Here is a 16,165-nt window from a genome sequence, read left to right on the forward strand (position 1 = left end):
CTTGGTTCGTCCGCGCTTTTGGTCAGCGTTCCGAAGCGCAGGAATCAAGTATGTTAACTCTGAGATCAGTCCCGAGGAAATGAAAAAAGACGCGAAAAAATCGAAAAATGACCGTCACAATTTTGGTCAAGCAACCCGTATGGATTTGGCGAAGGCGGCAGGCTTCAAATGCTCGCACCGAGGCTGTCTGGCAGCCTCGACCTGTGTTGCAGAAAAAGCCAAGACGGGAAAGATTGGTAGTGCCAATGTCGGTTGTGCCTCACACATCTATGCGGCGGCGGATGATGGGCCAAGGCCAGCTCCAGCCGGCATGTCGCCGGAAAAAATCATGCACGTTTCCAACGGTATTTGGCTCTGCCGCGATTGCGGAACTATTATTGATAATATCGAGTGCAAATATCCAGCAGAGATATTGCAGGAGATGAAGCGTGTACGTGAGTTCGCGCAAGAACTCACCATCATTAGTCCTGAAGTCAGGACTGTGTCTCGGTTTATAAGTCCAATCGCATTCGACGACATCTTTTGGGATCACTTGCCGGAATTAAACCGGGAGAGTATCACCAGAGCCGTACTCGCAGTCGGGGCCAAGAGCATAGGGGATTATCTTGATAGTAAATCGAAGCAGTCGTCGCCTTTGCCTCTCAGTTTCGCTCTAAAGTCGATCGCTAGTGCGGTTCAAACAGCTACAGCCGTTACAGAACAAAGCAGTATGTTAGATCTTTCAGTGGCTCAAAAGACATATTCAGGTGGCAGCCCGGTCGATTTTGCATGTACTCATCTACGTGAGAAAGCTGCCACGATCGTTGACGCTTGGGCAAGGTCAATCAGGAGCCGGGATTGGAAGGGTGTCGGTTGGCATATCCATTATTGCAATGTGAAGCTGATGGCGCGTAACCCAAAAACTGGTGAACTCTCCGATTCTTTCATTTGGGTGCAGGGCAACGGTTACGGGCGACATGATCACCTTTCCACTGGAGGGAAGTCGCTGCACCTGCATGTTTCCTATACTGCAAGTAACGTCAATAATTTGGACTGGCATCTGAAAATTGACATCGAACCCGGCCGCTTCGTATTCGAAAGTAGCTTACGCATGTTTGGTCGTCCACTTTTCCGAGATATCGATAATCCCTATGTTTGGCAAGATTTTGAGGCTTACGAACGTGTTCTCAGAAAATTGTCTGAAGGTTGGGAACCGATTGGTTTCGTTGGATTGGAAACTGGCGATAGACTAGATTCAGACGTCGTGTATCCGGAACTATTTGAGATCGATCTGCATATAAGCAAACCAGAGTTTGACCAAGCTTTGTACGACTGTGCAAAGGTCCGTCTTGCTCAAGAGATTAGTCGTGCTTGTAGCAAATTTTTCGTATTTACGCCAGATTACTTTAACCGCGCTTTAGACGAGTCAACGATAAGACAGGCCGTCTTCAATTATAGAAGGCCGATTAGCACGTCATACGTTGAATCTCATGAACGCTACTTTGGTCCCACTGTCAGGGTAGGACGAAGAGAAATTGGTATGATTGTACGAGGAATATGGATGCTTTTCGATCCTGTTCCTCGACGACATCTCTATTGACGGGCATTGCCAATTGTGACGCTACAAATAGCTACCCTGGCAAAGCTATTGTGACAAATACCGTCAAAATCACAGTAAGTACAGTGCAGTGAGAGACGACTGAGATAATAAAAACCCGCCGTCATAGCTGATGGGCGGGTTTTGATCTTTACTGCTGCGCATGAATACTAACTGTTGGTGCCCCGGGCCGGAATCGAACCGGCACGCCTTGCGGCGGCGGATTTTGAGTCCGCTGCGTCTACCAATTCCACCACCGAGGCAGGTGTATTGCAATGCGACCCGCATTATCACCGATTTGCAACCCCGCCGCAACCCTGCACAACAATTTTTCTATTTAGACAAGTAATCAGCGCCACTGGAGCGGGTATCATCATGGCTACCGCCAGCTTTGCCGGTTCGCGCCGGTACCGAGACGCATGAAAAATAAGAAGATACGCGAAATCATCCTGGGCAAGCCGCTCGATCCGCTGAAGAGCGAGACGCGTCATTCGATGGCGCTGGTGGCTTTCCTGGCCTGGGTCGGCCTGGGGGCGGATGGCTTGTCGTCCTCCGCTTACGGTCCCGAGGAAACCTTCCGCGCGCTGGGCGGGCATACGCATCTGGGCTTGTACATGGCGATTGCCACGGCGGTGACGGTGTTCATCATTGCGCTGGCCTACAACCAGGTGATCGAGCTGTTCCCCACCGGTGGCGGCGGCTACCGCGTGGCGACCAAGCTGGTGGGGCCGTACATGGGCCTGATCTCCGGCTGCGCGCTGATACTCGACTATGTGCTGACCATTGCGATCTCGATTGCGTCCGGCGTCGATGCGCTGGCGTCGTTCCTGCCGCTGGGCTTCCAGCCCTACAAACTCTGGGCGGAGACGTTTTTCATCGGGCTGCTGATCGTGATGAATCTGCGCGGCCTCAAGGAAGCTATCCAGATCCTGCTGCCGATCTTCCTGGGCTTTGTGGCCACCCATCTGGTGCTGATCGTGTATGGCATTTTCGCCCATGCGTCGCATTTGCCGGCGCTGATTCCGGGCACGATGGCGGAGACCACCGACCTGGCCAGCCACATTGGCTGGGCCGGCGTGGCGGGCATGCTGTTGCTGGCGTATTCGCAGGGCGGCGGTACGTACACGGGACTGGAGGCGGTGTCGAACAACGTCAACCTGCTGGCCGAGCCGCGTGTACGCACCGGCAAGGTGACGATGATTTATATGGCGTTGTCGCTGGCGTTCACTGCGGGTGGCATCATCCTGCTGTATTTGCTGTGGGATGCGCAGCCCGTGCCGGGCGAGACGCTGAACGCGTCCACCTTCAAGACCATCATTGCCAGCATGGGCCTGGGCGGCGAGATGGTGAACCAGATGCTGCTGGTGGTGGTGCTGGCGTTTGAGGCGGGGCTGCTGTTTGTGGCGGCGAATACCGGTTTCCTGGGCGGCCCGTCGGTGCTGTCGAACATGGCGGCGGATTCGTGGGTGCCGCACAAGTTCCGCTATCTGTCCACGCGCCTGGTGACGCAGAACGGCATCCTCGTCATGGGCGTGGCGGCGCTGGCGATCCTGTGGTGGACCGGCGGCAGTGTGACCTTGCTGGTGGTGCTGTATTCGATTTCGGTGTTCCTGACGTTTGCGATTTCCCTGTTTGGCCTGGTGCTGTACTGGTCGCGCAACCGCAAGACGGGAACGCAGTGGAAGCGGCGCTGGCTGCTGTCGGCGCTGGGCTTTGTGATTTGCGCCGGCATCCTGGCGATATTGCTGGTCGAGCGCTTTGCCGAAGGCGGCTGGACCACGGCGGTGATTATTGCGGCGATGGCGGCGTTCTGCTTTTACATCCGCAAGCACTATCGCGCAACCAAGCAGGCGATCCATTCGGTGGACGAGGTGTTTGCCAGCCAGCCGTTTGGCGCGGGGACGGAGCCGATCGAGCCGAATCCGGAAGAGCAGACTGCGGTGTTCATTGTGGGCACTTCGCGTGGCGGTGGTTTGCATGCGCTGCTGTGGGTGCAGCGCATGTTCCCGAATCACTTCAAGAATTTTTTGTTTGTGAATGCGCGCACTGTCGATTCGCATGCCTACGGCGGCGAGGGCGCACTTGAGCAGATGCGCGAGGAGGCGGCGGAGACGCTGGAGTTCTTTGTCGATTTCTGCCATAGCCATGGCATGGCGGCTTCGTCGTATCTGGGCTTTGGCACGGATGCGGTGGAGGAGGTCACGCGCTTGTGTGAAGAAATCAGCCACGAGTTCCCGCATGCGATTTTCTTCACCAGCAAACTGATCTTCGCCTCCGACAACTGGTTCACGCGTCTGCTGCACAACCAGGCCGCACTGGCCGCGCAACGCCGCCTGCATCTGGAAGGTCTGCAAATGGTGATCCTGCCGATGAAGGTTTAGTAGTGTTCGCGGTCATTTTTGTTTGAACGCGAAATCTAATTCCTCCTTTAGGTACGGGACTTCTTTGATCGGGGTTGATCGCGAAAAATCGTCGACATCCACGAAAAACGGGGCCATAATCCTGGCCATCAATAATTGAATCGGACGGCGATGGCCCCGTCTGACAGTCCTGTGTCTCTCAATCACGCTGCTTTACAGGCCCTCAAGCCAAAAGAGAAAACTTAACTCTTTGGGGCGATGAGGCGTATCTGCCGGCGGCGATAGTCTCCAGCAGACTTGCACTTCATCCTAGCCGCGAATTGCAGCGCCGTTAAAGTCCTTCAAAATTTTTGCACCGAAGCTTCTTGCCCGAATGTGCTTTGCGCCGTCGCGGTCTTGAACAAGGTCAAAAGTAATTCCTCGTTTAAGACTTGCGGGCCTGACGCCCGTTACCGCAAGCGCTGCCAATGGAAGCAGCCATTCGGCTCCTGCTCCGCGATTGCGGGCTTGTGCTGCATCCCATATTTTGTCTGCCCATTCGGGTGCAAGATGCCGCATCTTGGTTTTGAATCTCGCCATTTAAGCCTCGTATGTTCAAAGTGCTACTGCATGTGTCCGTCTCGCCGGAGGGCTCGACTACCACACCAACCACCCCCGCCGCGCTTCGCACGTCGACCCCGTGAGGGGGGGCCTAGCGAGATACTCCGACTCCCTCTCGGTTGTCGCAGTCCCCCGCTAGGCCCACATAGTCCCACAGGTGGGACTATGTGAAAGCGCAAATCCAAAGTGCATCGAACTAAGATCAATGCAGCTTCTACCTCAGACCACTTGTTTCTCTCACGAGCGGTTACAGTTTCCTGCGTTTCGATGTTACGGAACCGTTGGTCTACATTAGCAGACAAGGTAGGTGAATATTTCGGTGAGTGAGCCTTGACCGACATTTTTTAGCATTGGAGACCGTTTTATCGATGAAAAGTAGAAAAAATCTTTAGTTACATTGATTTTCAATACTCATCAGCGCTGCCTCGGTGTGGGAATTTGTGATTTTTTTGCAAAAATCAGATGGTATGCTGGGGGAGTCCATAGTAGGTCTAGACGGGGGAGGCGAGGCTCCTCACCTTCGAAGGTGAAAATATAACAATTGAGTACAAAGACAATTGATTGTGAATATTTTACATTTCCAAAAAATTAATAATATTTCAGGGTAGGCTTCATAAAAATGGTTGATAGAGCAGCGGTAGATACAATAAAAGGATATTTTTATCAATTCGATCAATCGATACTTAGCCTATTAAATCTTGCTGACAAAAACGATTGTATCGACGTTGAGTGCATCGAAGACATTGACGTAAAAACTGCAACGGAAACGACTGCAATACAGTGCAAGTATTATTCCAAAACAAAATACAATCACTCTGTAATCAAAGAAGCAATACAGTATATGCTTTCAAATTATGCTGATTTGAAAAAAAACAACAAGAAAAAAATAAAATATATACTGCGTGGGAATTATGAATCAGGCCATAATAAATTAGTTCTTCCTATAACTGTGCAGTTTTTGATAGACAATTTTCTTACTTATACATCTGAAGGAGTAAAGCACAGCCATCACGATGAGCTTAATCTGAAGCCAGCTGACTTAATCGATTTCCTTAAACTTTTGACGATAGATATTAATGCGGAGGATTTTGATAAGCAATTTTCCAGAGTAATTGGATTGCTGAAAACAGAATTTAATTGCTCTGATTTTACAGCGGAGCACTTTTACTATAACAATGCTCTAAGAGTATTAAAGAGACTATCTACCAGTTCAGACCCTGCGGATCGCTCGCTGTCAAGAGAAAAATTTATTAAAGAAATAAATACTTCTAGCATTCTTTTTAATGAGTGGTTTGTTGAAAAGAAAGGAAGAAATGAGTATTTCAAGTCGCTTCGAAAAGAATATTTTACGGCGATGAACGTGTCTTCTTTTGAGCGTTTTTTCTTGATTGAATTAGATTCAGGAAAATATTTGAGATCTGATCTCAAGGATTTGGTTTTGGTGCTGTCTAAAAAATGGTCTAAATTAAGTAAGCTAGAACCCAAGCCATTTTGCCCATACATTTTTATTGAGAAAATTGATGAAAATGAATTGCTGGAATTTAAGAATGAACTAGCTAGAGAAGGATTCGGATTTATTGATGGCATTTCGTATTTAGGCGCTAAGTTCAATGCGCAAGAGATCTCGCAACCGCCTAATCACAGTAATGGGATAAAAATAAAAATACTAAATAACCAAAGTGATTTGAAGGAGGCCATAAATTTCATATCAAAGACTAGGGAAGTTTATCAGTTCCATCTTGGGGGAAGTTTTTTTGATTTTAAAACCCCGTCTGTGAAGCACATAAAAATTCAGGTTGAAAATTTATGTGACATTAAAAACATAATATAATTGAGCAATTATGGAAGATATTGAAGATAAAATTAATGCGCAAGTTATCGCTGTTTTTCCTGATAAGGTGAAAATCGTTGTCGATAATCTTGAGGATTTCAAAATTGCTGAAGAATCTTTAAAGGTCGGCTCTTACCTCAAGATTGCAGATAATGAAAATTCTATACTTATAGCAATAATTGAAAATTTTCAAATCTCGGTAGGTTTAAATGGCCGTGAATATATTATCGAGGCGTTCCCACTGGGAATTTTGAGGGGCGGAAAGTTTGAGCGCGGTGGAGATTCCCTTGCAATTCCGCCGAAAGAGGTTAAGCCAGCAAGTATTGATGATATAAGAAAGATCTATACGGATTCAGTCAAGCCTGCTGAAAGCTTTAGCTTTTCCACTTTGTCTTCAAATAAAGAAGTTAAGGTTCCTATAAACGGTAATAAATTTTTCAATAAGCATATTGCAATCGTAGGGTCTACCGGGTCGGGAAAGTCACACACTTTAGCAACCGTGGTACAAAGTGCCGTGGCTGAAAAGAATGGGGATTTTTCGTTAAATAACTCTCACGTAATTATTTTTGATATCCACTCTGAGTATAAAACAGCGTTTCCAGATGCGAATTTTATTGATATATCAAATCTTACTCTTCCATACTGGTTGTTAAATAGCGATGAACTGGAGGAGATACTTCTAGATACAGGCGAGAGAGATAATTACAACCAATCTTCCGTTTTTAGAAAACTTGTTACTGAAAATAAAAAGAAATACAATAAAAATCTGGTTAAGGTTTTTTATGACTCACCTGTATTTTTCGATATTGGTGAGGTTCAGAATGCTATTTATAATCTAAAGTCGGAAACAAAAAACTCTAAGGCAGCCAACCGCTATATGATCGCTGATGGCTCATATACTTGCGTTGATAGTAGCACAACTCCTGAAACCGGCGTGCTTCTTACCGAAGAGCAGAAAATAGATCGATATTTTGAAAAAGAATTAAATTTCCATCCGACAAAAAATCAAAATATAACCAAGGGAGATTATGCTGAAGGTACTTTGGATAAATTTTTTGTTCGATTTCAGGAAAAAATAAATCAGGATCGGCTTTCGTTTTTGTTCGGTCCAAATGCGAAAACCAGTACATTTGAGCATACCTTGCAGACTTTGCTAGGCTACTCTGCACAAAAGCGATCAAATGTCACTGTGATTGATTTAAGTGGGGTTCCGTTTGAAGTTCTTAGTATAACTGTTTCCTTAATATCCAGGCTCATATTCGAATATGGATATTTTTATAAACGTTTAAGATGCGCAAAAGATCCGACGGAAAAAATAAATAACGATGCTCCGATTCTTTTGGTGTATGAGGAAGCTCATAAATACGTTCCAAATAGTGACCTTTCGAAGTACAGATCGTCAAAGCAATCCATTGAGCGAATTGCTAAAGAAGGTCGAAAATATGGTGTAACCTTATTGCTCGCCAGTCAGCGTCCTTCGGAAATTTCGGAAACTATATTGTCACAATGCAATAACTTTATTGCTATGAGGCTTACAAATCCTGTGGATCAAAGCTATGTGAAAAAATTATTACCAGATTCCCTTGGGGCGTTAATGGATAAGATGTCTTCGTTAAAGCAGGGGGAAGCTTTATTGGTTGGGGAATCAATAATCTTACCGTCGGTCGTCCAAATAGATCCTTGCAAAAATCCACCATCTTCTAATGACATTCCATACTGGGAGTTGTGGAAGGAGGAATGGAAGGACATCAACATTGATGACTTGAAGGCTGAGTGGCACAAATAAGTGTGAAAGCATGGATGGCCAGAGTCCCATTGTGCTTGGCCATCCCTGTATCTTTCCCGTGAATTAGACACGTTATGATTTCTCGGTCTTGCGACCGGTTTTGGGGCCATTGATGGGGCCATATTTGCAAATTTTTTAAAGGCATTCCTTATATATTAAGGCTTAGATTGGTAGGCTAGTGATCCTGCCGATGAAGGTCTAGGACGCCGGCCCCTGTTTTACTGAAAGGACTGTATGGTTACCTGCTATCTGCGTTACATCATCGACCCGTATAAGCTCGGCGAGTTTGAGCATTACGGGAAGCTGTGGATACCGCTCGTGGAAAAATTCGGCGGTCAGCACCACGGCTACTTCTTGCCGTCGGAGGGCGCCAATAACGTCGCGCTGGCGATGTTTACGTTTCCCTCGCTGGCGGCTTATGAAGAGTACCGGACCTTGTCGCTGCAGGATGCGGCATGCCTGTCGGCGTTCAAGTATGCGGAAGAGACGCGCTGCATTATCAGCTACGAACGCAGTTTCTTCCGCCCGCTGTTTCAGTGAGAAGCGGCCTGCTGCTGCTCCAGCAGCGCGAAGATGGCGTCTTTGGACAGCACGTACTGGTCCATCAGCACTTCCTTGAGTTCGGCGATCTGCTCGCGGTAGTCGGCGATGGCCTTGAGCGTGTAGCTGTAGAGCTCGTCGGCTTTGGCTTCTACCTGGCCCAGGTCGGCTTCCTTGTCCTTGAACTGGCTGTGGTCGATCTTGGAGCGTGAGTACATCGACAGTTTGTTGACCATCAGGTTCAGCATCGAGGTGGCTTTCTCGATGTCGTTCTGGCTGCCGACGGAAATGCCGCGCGCGCCGTAGAACAGTTCTTCCGCCGCCACGCCGCCATACAACTGGATCACGTCGCGCTCCAGTTCCTCCAGTGTGCGCAAGGCCACGTCGTCCGACGCCGACAGCACGTAGCCGAGCGCGCCCAGCTTGGACACGGATTCGGTGGAGATTTTCAGCAGCGGCGAGCGTTCTTTGACTTCGGCCAGCGACAGGCCTTCGCGCAGCCATGGATCGATCTGCATGAAGAAGTGGCCCAGCTCGTGCAAGGCCACGCGTTCACGCTGGCGGGTTTTCTCTGCCGTGGTGGCGCGGTCGGTGAGGCCGATGGTGGCGCGTTCAAACGCGCGGAACAGCAGATCGGTATTGATGACCGTGTGCTCCTGGATCGCCAGCATGCTGGCGCGCTCCACCACGGTCTGCAGTACCGCCGGGCTCAGGTTGGCGGTGATCTCGGCCACGTTGTCGAGGTTGAGATCGTTCCAGTCCACACAGCCATCCGCCTTGCGCGCCAGGAAGGAGCGCAGCAGTTCGCGGCGTTCGCTCTTGTTCGGCAGGCGGAAGTTGATCTTGACGGAGAAGCGGCGCAGCATCGCTTCGTCCATGCGCGTGGAGGCGTCGTCGAAGTTGGAGGCGACCACCCAGATCACCCCTTCGCCTTCGTTGCTGCGCACACCGTCGAGCAGGCCCAGCAGCGTGTTGGCGGTATCGTCTTCCCATTTTTTTTCGCCACGGCCGCGCGGCATGAACAGGCTTTGCGCCTCATCCAGGAAGATGATGCAGCTGCCGCGCGCGCAGGCTTTCTTGTGCAGGGCGTGCAGCGCCTTGGAGCCACCGCCGATGTAGCCCGATTCCAGTGCCGAGGCCGAGGCCTGGATCAAGGGGATGTCGAGACGCTTGGCCAGGTAGCCGGCCAGCTTGGTCTTGCCGGTGCCGGCCGGACCGGTCAGCATGACGTTGAACGGCTTGTCGATGTCGTGCTCTTTGTAGGCGGCACGGTTGCGTATCATGTCTTCCAGGTGCAGCACTTCCTGCTTGATGTCTTCCATGCCGATCAGATCGTCCATGCTGCCGCCCAGCTGGTCCGGCGTCAGCACGGTGGCGCTCACGCCCATGCCTGGCAGGCCATTGCGCAGCAGGAACAGGGCCAGGCCGATCAGCAGGATATCGAGCAGGTGACGCACCACGAACGCGCCCGCGCGCGCAAGCTTGCTTTCGTCATCCTGCATCACCGCCTTGTGCGAGGCGAGGAAGTCGTCGCGGGCAATCGCGTACGGAATGTTATTGCGCAGCAGGACTTCGCGCTCCAGGCTCAGGTGGGTCGTGCCCGGTACTTTGACCACGTACAGTTTGTCGTCGTTCTTGAGTTTGAAGATGTAGCGCGGCGCGTCCGACTGCGGCGCGGCCACCAGCAGGTAGTCCAGCTGGGCGCGCTTGGCGGGCAGTGCCGTGATCTGGGCGATGTCCTGGGTGTGCAAGACCGGGCTGCTGTCCTGCGGCACGTCGGCACGCAAACCCAGCAGAATGACCAGCGATGCGGTCAGCACCAGCAGCGCCGCACGGACATAGGTTTTCCGCAGCGCGGATTGAAGTTTGTGCAAAGTGAACATGTGCGCCATCCAGGGCAGTAGAGCCAGGGCCGGGCGCGGGAGTGGGGCGCAGCAGCCGGGGCCGCCGTGACCGGCGCGCGGAGCGGGGCGGGCCGGAAAAAGTCGGTATGCGAAATATTTGTGCCGTGCGGCAACTAAAGCTATGCGCAACTATAGCCCGATTGCGGCCTTTTGTATCGCTTTACCCCGACAAAAAGCCGCTGCACGCAACAGATCGCGGGAACCTGCCGTTTATCCCGTGTTTTTGCATCTGGTGCCAGCGCTTTAACCGCTCGTCGCATGCGCAGGATATTTGCGTGGGGCTTTGTTAATCTGTCTACGTCTACCGCTGAATGCACAAATTGCAGCGGTGGCTCCCGGTACTCAACATCAGCAAGCCCACTTAGGAGCACACCAATGAAAACGATCCTCGCCGGCATCGCGGCCTCGCTCGCCCTGACGTCGCTGTCCGTAGCCCATGCCGCCGACTACAGCGTGCAAGTCAAGTCGCCGCAGCGCTATCACCTTGTGGAACAAGATTTCTACAATTTCAAGAATACCTACCAGCTCACCAATGGCCAGAAGATCGCGTTCAGCGCCCGCATGGACCATTACTACGCCCAGCTGGATAACGGTGAGCGCATCCGGATCTATCCGGTGTCGCGCACGGCTTTTGTGACGGACAGCGGGGCCCGCTTCGAGTTCCTCGATCAGGGCGAAACCGTGGGGATCGCCAGTTTTGAAAAGCTGCCACTGGCCGGCAACCTGCCTGCCAACACCATGGTCATGGCGCACCGCTAAGCCGCCACCCTACCGGCACGATACTTTTTATATTGGAGAGACATCATGAACACCACGCTGTTGAGCCTGGCTGTAGCCGCTGCTTTGTCGATCACCACCCTGGCCCACGCCGCATCGCCGGACAATGAAAGTGTGAAGATCGCGGCGCCCGCCGCCGGCGACTTCAAGTTCAAACCGTACGAGTTCCAGGAGTATCTGTACTCCTATGCGCTGAGCAATGGCGACAAGCTGAAGTTCACGCAAAAGGTGGCGCACTACTATGCCGAGGTGAATGGCCACCGTAAAGTGGAAATCTACCCGGTTGCGCCGGGCGAGTTCATCACGCAGGCGGGCAGCCGCATCAGCTTTACCGAGGATGGCGATGCGCTGACCATCGACAATTACGAACGCCTGCCCATGACCGCCCAGCTGCCCGCCAATACCACCGTGGTGGCCAGCCGTTGAGGTGCGCTATTTGCCGTAGTGATCGTATTTGCGGTCCAGCCGCGTCAGGGTGCCGTCGCGCCGCATGTCAGCCAGTGCGGCGTTGAGTTTGTCGATGAGTTCGTCCGGCACGGACGGGTTACACGCCAGGTAGACCTTGACGCGGTTGAATACCATGAGCGGCACTACTTTGTCGGTCCAGTCGAACGGCCCTGGGGCGGCGCCGCCATTGCGGATCGCCACCGCCCACAGGTCAATCCGGTTGAGCAGCAGTTTTTGCGGATTGACCAGGTCGTTGCTGACGGCATCGACATTAAACCCCCGGCTGCGCAGATATTCGTCGCGCGCATCGCCAATCGCGGTGCCGATGCGCAGCTTGCGCGCGTCGTCCAGCGTGTTGAGCGGGAAGCTGTGATCGGCCCGCCCCCAGAACTGCCATTCGGCCTCGTCGGTCGGCCCGACCCATTTGAACAGCGCTTCGCGCTCCGGCGTGCGCGAGGTGGAATACACGCAGGTATGCCGTTGCGTCTGCGCCTGCATGAAGGCGCGCTTCCAGGGCAATAGCTCAAGCTTGTAGTCGGTGCCGGTGCGCACCATCATTTCGCGGATTTTATCGGTGGTGCGGCCAGTGACCACACCATCCGTACCAAGCATGCTCGACGGTGGCGAGTGCTCGGTGGTGATCTGCAGCGACGCGGCGCATGCCGCGTGCAGACCGGACGCCAGCAGTAGGGATGTCAGTATGATAAGTCGCATGGGCTGGCCGCTTTCTGCTGAAAAGCATAGCAGCAATGCCAGCCCGGCGGCAACACAGCTTAGTCGGCGCGGCGATACAGGCGGAAGCGTTCTTCGCGGTCGGCCGGGCGGCGTCCCTCCCACAGCAGCACCCACTGCTTGCCGCGGTGCTGCGCCTGGATCTCGCGGTCGTCGCGGACCTTGATGCTATCTTGCAACAGCAGCAGATCGCAGCGGCCACCTTCCACGCCCACGAACGGCAACTGGGCGTAATAGGCAAACGAGGCGCGCTGGGCCGGTCCCACATTCGATTCGATGCAACGGGCATTGGCGGGCAGCTTGTCGGCGATCTGGCGCGCCACTGTGGCGTAGCTCTTGCTGTAATTGACGTCCGGCAGGAACAGCGTCATGAGCAAAATCCAGATCAGGATCAGGCCGCCCGACGACAGCACCACCGCGCGCCACAGCACGGAGGGGCGGCGCGACACGCGCCAGTGCACCAGCACAAACCAGCCGATGGTGGCGGCCAGCGCCACAAAGAAGGCGACCCAGCCCAGTTCCGGATTGAAGCCCGGCACCAGCTTGAGCGCGTTCTTGGCGGCCTGGGCCGGCCAGCCGGTCAGCTTGGCAATCCAGAACATCCAGATCACGGCCGCACACAGCGTCAGCGCCATCACCGAGAACCAGTCGATGAAGTTGATGGCGCCGCGCTTCATGGTCAGCAGGCCGAACGCGGCCATGACCGCGAGCGGCGGCAGCAGCACCAGCAGCTGGCCCTGTTCGGGCTGCGGGTTGAACCAGGTCAGCAGTACGCCGGTCGCGACAAAGGCCAGCGGCACGACAATGTGCAGCACGCCGCGCTGGCGGCGCCAGGCCCATACGGCCCAGCCGGCAAACGGCCAGGCCGGCCAGAAGAACCAGACGCCGACGCGGAACAGGAATTTCAGCGATGTCAGGCTTGGCCAGTCCAGCTGCAGCCAGTTCCAGCCCAGCCAGGCGTTGAGCGGTTGCTGGTGGTAAGGCGCCAGAACTTGGGCGGGAAGCAGCCACAGCGCGGTGACGGCGCCGCCGACGGCAATCATGGCGCCCAGGTCACGCACGGCGCGGATGGCCGGCTGGGCCAGGAAGCGCGTGCAGGCAAACAGGGCCAGCATCATGAACACCGGCGTGATCCAGCCACGCGTCAGCGTCAGCAGGCCGATCGCCAGGCCGCTCAGCGCGGCATTGCGCAGCGACGGTTTTTCCACGTAGCGCACGGTGCGGTACAGCAGGAAAGCGGTCATCGACACTTGCAGCGCTTCCGGCGTGGTTTCGTGGCTGTGCAGCAGCAGGCCCAGGCAGCCGAGGTAGATCAGGACGGCGGCGTCGGCCAGCGTGCGGCCGAAGTCGTTTGGTTCAGGCTGGCCGCCAAAGGCCAGGCGCAGCGGCTGCGCATCCTGGCGGCGCCCGAGGTGGAAGGTGGCGTACCACAGCGACAGCACGCCCAGCAGGAAGGCTGCCACGGTACCGATGCGGGCCGCATGCACATCGCCCAGCAGCCAGCCAAATAACTTGATGCCGGCCGCGCCCAGCCAGAACGCCAGCGGGCCTTCGTCCGGCCACGACAGGCCGGCGATATTCGGCCACAGCCAGTCCTGCCAGGTGCCATGCGCCATGGTCCACATGATGCCAAAGCTGGCTGCGTCATCGTTCTTCCACGGGTCGCGGCCGATCAGGCCAGGCAGGATGTACAGCAGGCCAAGGGCAAACAACGCCCAGCGCGGCAATGCCAGGGTAGCGGCGGCGGGAAGACGGACTGGCTTCATCGATCAGTGTGCTTTATGAGTAGAACCGGAGTATGAATCAAAACGGGCGAACAAACAAAAAAAGCAGCCAGAGGCTGCTTTTTTTATCGAAGCGGCTGAAATTAGCCTGCAGCGACGGCGGTTTTCGAACCGACGGTACCGAACTTCTGGCGGAATTTCTCAACGCGGCCAGCGGTGTCGACGATTTTGTGTTTGCCGGTGTAGAACGGGTGCGACTCAGCCGAAACCTCGATCTTGATCAGTGGGTAGTCTTTACCTTCGTGATTGATGGTTTCGCGGGTCTGGATGGTCGAACGGGTGATGAATTTGAAATCGCACGACAGATCGTGGAAAACAACTTCGCGGTATTCTGGGTGACCTTCTGCTTTCATTTGTAGCCTCGGTATAGGTTGGTAGCCAAACAGCACTTCGGCGGTCTGTTCTGCTTCTTGACCCGATTGCCGCTCACTTGCCAGAGTTAAAAAATAATGCGATCGGCGATTATACGCCCGGAAACGCAAACAGGCAACCGAGGTTGCCTGTTTGTTAAGGCTGGCTAATGATTAGCCGCCCCTGCGCATCATGTCGAAGAACTCGGTGTTGTTCTTCGTGGCGCGCATCTTGTCGAGGATGAACTCCATCGCCTCGATCTCGTCCATCGAGTACAGCAGCTTGCGCAGAATCCAGATCTTCTGCAGCTGGTCCGGCTTGATCAGCAGTTCTTCGCGGCGCGTGCCCGATTTGTTCAGGTTGATCGCCGGGTAGACGCGTTTCTCGGCCAGGCGGCGCTCCAGGTGCACCTCCATATTGCCGGTACCCTTGAATTCTTCGTAGATCACGTCATCCATGCGCGAACCGGTTTCGATCAGCGCGGTAGCGACGATGGTCAGCGAGCCGCCTTCTTCGACGTTACGTGCGGCGCCAAAGAAGCGCTTCGGACGTTGCAGCGCGTTGGCGTCCACACCACCGGTCAGCACCTTACCCGAGGCCGGGATCACGGTGTTGTAGGCGCGCGCCAGGCGGGTGATCGAGTCCAGCAGGATGACCACGTCTTTTTTCATTTCGACCAGGCGCTTGGCTTTTTCCAGCACCATCTCGGCCACCTGCACGTGGCGGGTGGCGGGTTCGTCGAAGGTCGAGGCCACGACTTCGCCGCGCACCGAGCGTTGCATCTCGGTGACCTCTTCCGGACGTTCGTCGATCAGCAGCACGATCAGCGTGACGTCAGGGTGATTGGAGGTGATCGCGTGGGCGATGTGCTGCAGCATGACCGATTTACCGGACTTCGGCGACGCCACCAGCAGGCCGCGCTGGCCTTTGCCGATCGGCGAGATCAGGTCGATGATACGGCCGGTGATGTTCTCGGTACCGTTGATGTCACGTTCCAGGCGCAGCGGCTCGTTCGGATGCAGCGGCGTCAGATTCTCAAACAGGATGCGGTGCTTCGAGGCTTCCGGCGATTCGCCGTTGACCTTGTCGACCTTGACCAGCGCGAAATAGCGCTCGCCATCTTTCGGGGTACGCACTTCGCCTTCGATCGAGTCGCCGGTGTGCAGATTGAAGCGGCGGATCTGCGAAGGGGAAATGTAGATATCGTCGGTGGAGGCCATGTAGCTGGCGTCCGGCGAACGCAGGAAGCCGAAACCGTCCGGCAGCACTTCCAGGGCGCCATCGCCGAAGATCTGCTCGCCCGATTTGGCGCGTTTTTTCAGGATCGCGAACATCAGTTCCTGCTTGCGCAGGCGTGCCGCATTGTCGATATCCAGCCCGATCGCCATCTCCAGCAATGCCGAGACGTGTAAGGCCTTTAGTTCAGATAGATGCATATTGTTTGAGTGTCCCGTGACGGGAAAGTAAAGGTGGGGGA

General features: G+C 54.1%; 13 protein-coding genes and 1 tRNA gene. 7 read left to right on the forward strand and 7 right to left on the reverse strand.

What is annotated here, in order from left to right:
* The first annotated feature begins 79 nt into the window (after positions 1-79).
* Positions 80-1,579 carry a hypothetical protein gene (locus GTP58_RS16580; protein WP_161078402.1) on the forward strand — a complete coding sequence of 500 codons (1,500 nt, stop codon included), beginning with the start codon at positions 80-82 and terminating at the stop codon, positions 1,577-1,579.
* 175 nt (positions 1,580-1,754) lie between these two features.
* Here the strand turns inward: GTP58_RS16580 and GTP58_RS16585 are convergent.
* Positions 1,755-1,839: transfer RNA gene (locus GTP58_RS16585), tRNA-Leu, on the reverse strand.
* 156 nt (positions 1,840-1,995) lie between these two features.
* Here GTP58_RS16585 and GTP58_RS16590 point away from each other — a divergent pair.
* Positions 1,996-3,957, forward strand: coding sequence for an APC family permease (locus GTP58_RS16590; protein ID WP_161078403.1), 1,962 nt, complete (start codon positions 1,996-1,998; stop codon positions 3,955-3,957).
* Positions 3,958-4,245: 288 nt separating this feature from the next.
* Here GTP58_RS16590 and GTP58_RS16595 read toward each other — a convergent pair whose 3' ends face one another.
* Entirely contained in the window at positions 4,246-4,515 is a 270-nt protein-coding gene (locus tag GTP58_RS16595) for a hypothetical protein (RefSeq protein WP_161078404.1), read from the reverse strand.
* A gap of 640 nt (positions 4,516-5,155) precedes the next feature.
* Between GTP58_RS16595 and GTP58_RS16600 the strand changes: the two genes are divergently transcribed.
* The 3 genes from GTP58_RS16600 to GTP58_RS16610 all read left to right on the forward strand — a co-directional run bounded on the left by GTP58_RS16600 (position 5,156) and on the right by GTP58_RS16610 (position 8,693).
* Positions 5,156-6,367 carry a DUF4297 family anti-phage-associated protein gene (locus tag GTP58_RS16600; protein WP_161078405.1) on the forward strand — a complete coding sequence of 404 codons (1,212 nt, stop codon included), beginning with the start codon at positions 5,156-5,158 and terminating at the stop codon, positions 6,365-6,367.
* Between the two features lie 10 nt (positions 6,368-6,377).
* Positions 6,378-8,153 carry an anti-phage-associated helicase HerA gene (gene herA, locus GTP58_RS16605; protein ID WP_202413742.1) on the forward strand — a complete coding sequence of 592 codons (1,776 nt, stop codon included), beginning with the start codon at positions 6,378-6,380 and terminating at the stop codon, positions 8,151-8,153.
* Positions 8,154-8,387: 234 nt separating this feature from the next.
* The gene (locus GTP58_RS16610; protein ID WP_161078406.1) at positions 8,388-8,693 is read left to right on the forward strand and encodes an NIPSNAP family protein; all 306 of its coding nucleotides are present in this window, start codon (positions 8,388-8,390) and stop codon (positions 8,691-8,693) included.
* Here GTP58_RS16610 and GTP58_RS16615 read toward each other — a convergent pair.
* Complete coding sequence (locus tag GTP58_RS16615) at positions 8,687-10,576, reverse strand: AAA family ATPase (protein ID WP_161078407.1); 1,890 nt, start codon at positions 10,574-10,576, stop codon at positions 8,687-8,689. The two genes, GTP58_RS16610 and GTP58_RS16615, sit on opposite strands and share 7 nt — an antisense overlap.
* 396 nt (positions 10,577-10,972) lie before the next feature.
* Between GTP58_RS16615 and GTP58_RS16620 the strand changes: the two genes are divergently transcribed.
* On the forward strand, positions 10,973-11,356 hold the full coding sequence (locus GTP58_RS16620; RefSeq protein ID WP_161078408.1) for a gel scht: 384 nt from the start codon (positions 10,973-10,975) through the stop codon (positions 11,354-11,356).
* A 45-nt stretch (positions 11,357-11,401) separates the two neighbouring features.
* Positions 11,402-11,800, forward strand: coding sequence for a hypothetical protein (locus tag GTP58_RS16625; protein ID WP_161078409.1), 399 nt, complete (start codon positions 11,402-11,404; stop codon positions 11,798-11,800).
* A gap of 6 nt (positions 11,801-11,806) precedes the next feature.
* On the opposite strand, the gene GTP58_RS16630 is transcribed toward GTP58_RS16625, so the two are convergent.
* From GTP58_RS16630 to rho, 4 genes are all read right to left on the reverse strand, one after another.
* On the reverse strand, positions 11,807-12,535 hold the full coding sequence (locus GTP58_RS16630) for an ABC transporter substrate-binding protein (protein WP_161078410.1): 729 nt from the start codon (positions 12,533-12,535) through the stop codon (positions 11,807-11,809).
* Positions 12,536-12,594: 59 nt separating this feature from the next.
* Positions 12,595-14,319 carry a glycosyltransferase family 39 protein gene (locus GTP58_RS16635; protein ID WP_161078411.1) on the reverse strand — a complete coding sequence of 575 codons (1,725 nt, stop codon included), beginning with the start codon at positions 14,317-14,319 and terminating at the stop codon, positions 12,595-12,597.
* Positions 14,320-14,420: 101 nt separating this feature from the next.
* A complete protein-coding gene (locus tag GTP58_RS16640; protein WP_072786060.1) occupies positions 14,421-14,690 on the reverse strand; it encodes a type B 50S ribosomal protein L31 in 270 nt (89 codons plus the stop codon).
* A gap of 171 nt (positions 14,691-14,861) precedes the next feature.
* Positions 14,862-16,124, reverse strand: coding sequence for a transcription termination factor Rho (rho, locus tag GTP58_RS16645; RefSeq protein WP_072786061.1), 1,263 nt, complete (start codon positions 16,122-16,124; stop codon positions 14,862-14,864).
* Positions 16,125-16,165: the final 41 nt, after the last annotated feature.

Source organism: Duganella sp. CY15W (assembly GCF_009857555.1).
Lineage (GTDB): Bacteria > Pseudomonadota > Gammaproteobacteria > Burkholderiales > Burkholderiaceae_D > Rugamonas > Rugamonas sacchari.

Excerpts from the sequence above, each read along its gene's own strand:
- GTP58_RS16635 (WP_161078411.1), bottom strand. The coding sequence starts at position 14,319 with ATGAAGCCAGTCCGTCTTCCCGCCGCCGCTACCCTGGCATTGCCGCGC.
- herA (WP_202413742.1), top strand. The coding sequence starts at position 6,378 with ATGGAAGATATTGAAGATAAAATTAATGCGCAAGTTATCGCTGTTTTT.
- GTP58_RS16580 (WP_161078402.1), top strand. The coding sequence starts at position 80 with ATGAAAAAAGACGCGAAAAAATCGAAAAATGACCGTCACAATTTTGGT.
- GTP58_RS16595 (WP_161078404.1), bottom strand. The coding sequence starts at position 4,515 with ATGGCGAGATTCAAAACCAAGATGCGGCATCTTGCACCCGAATGGGCA.
- GTP58_RS16640 (WP_072786060.1), bottom strand. The coding sequence starts at position 14,690 with ATGAAAGCAGAAGGTCACCCAGAATACCGCGAAGTTGTTTTCCACGAT.
- GTP58_RS16630 (WP_161078410.1), bottom strand. The coding sequence starts at position 12,535 with ATGCGACTTATCATACTGACATCCCTACTGCTGGCGTCCGGTCTGCAC.
- GTP58_RS16600 (WP_161078405.1), top strand. The coding sequence starts at position 5,156 with ATGGTTGATAGAGCAGCGGTAGATACAATAAAAGGATATTTTTATCAA.
- rho (WP_072786061.1), bottom strand. The coding sequence starts at position 16,124 with ATGCATCTATCTGAACTAAAGGCCTTACACGTCTCGGCATTGCTGGAG.
- GTP58_RS16610 (WP_161078406.1), top strand. The coding sequence starts at position 8,388 with ATGGTTACCTGCTATCTGCGTTACATCATCGACCCGTATAAGCTCGGC.
- GTP58_RS16590 (WP_161078403.1), top strand. The coding sequence starts at position 1,996 with ATGAAAAATAAGAAGATACGCGAAATCATCCTGGGCAAGCCGCTCGAT.
- GTP58_RS16625 (WP_161078409.1), top strand. The coding sequence starts at position 11,402 with ATGAACACCACGCTGTTGAGCCTGGCTGTAGCCGCTGCTTTGTCGATC.
- GTP58_RS16615 (WP_161078407.1), bottom strand. The coding sequence starts at position 10,576 with ATGTTCACTTTGCACAAACTTCAATCCGCGCTGCGGAAAACCTATGTC.
- GTP58_RS16620 (WP_161078408.1), top strand. The coding sequence starts at position 10,973 with ATGAAAACGATCCTCGCCGGCATCGCGGCCTCGCTCGCCCTGACGTCG.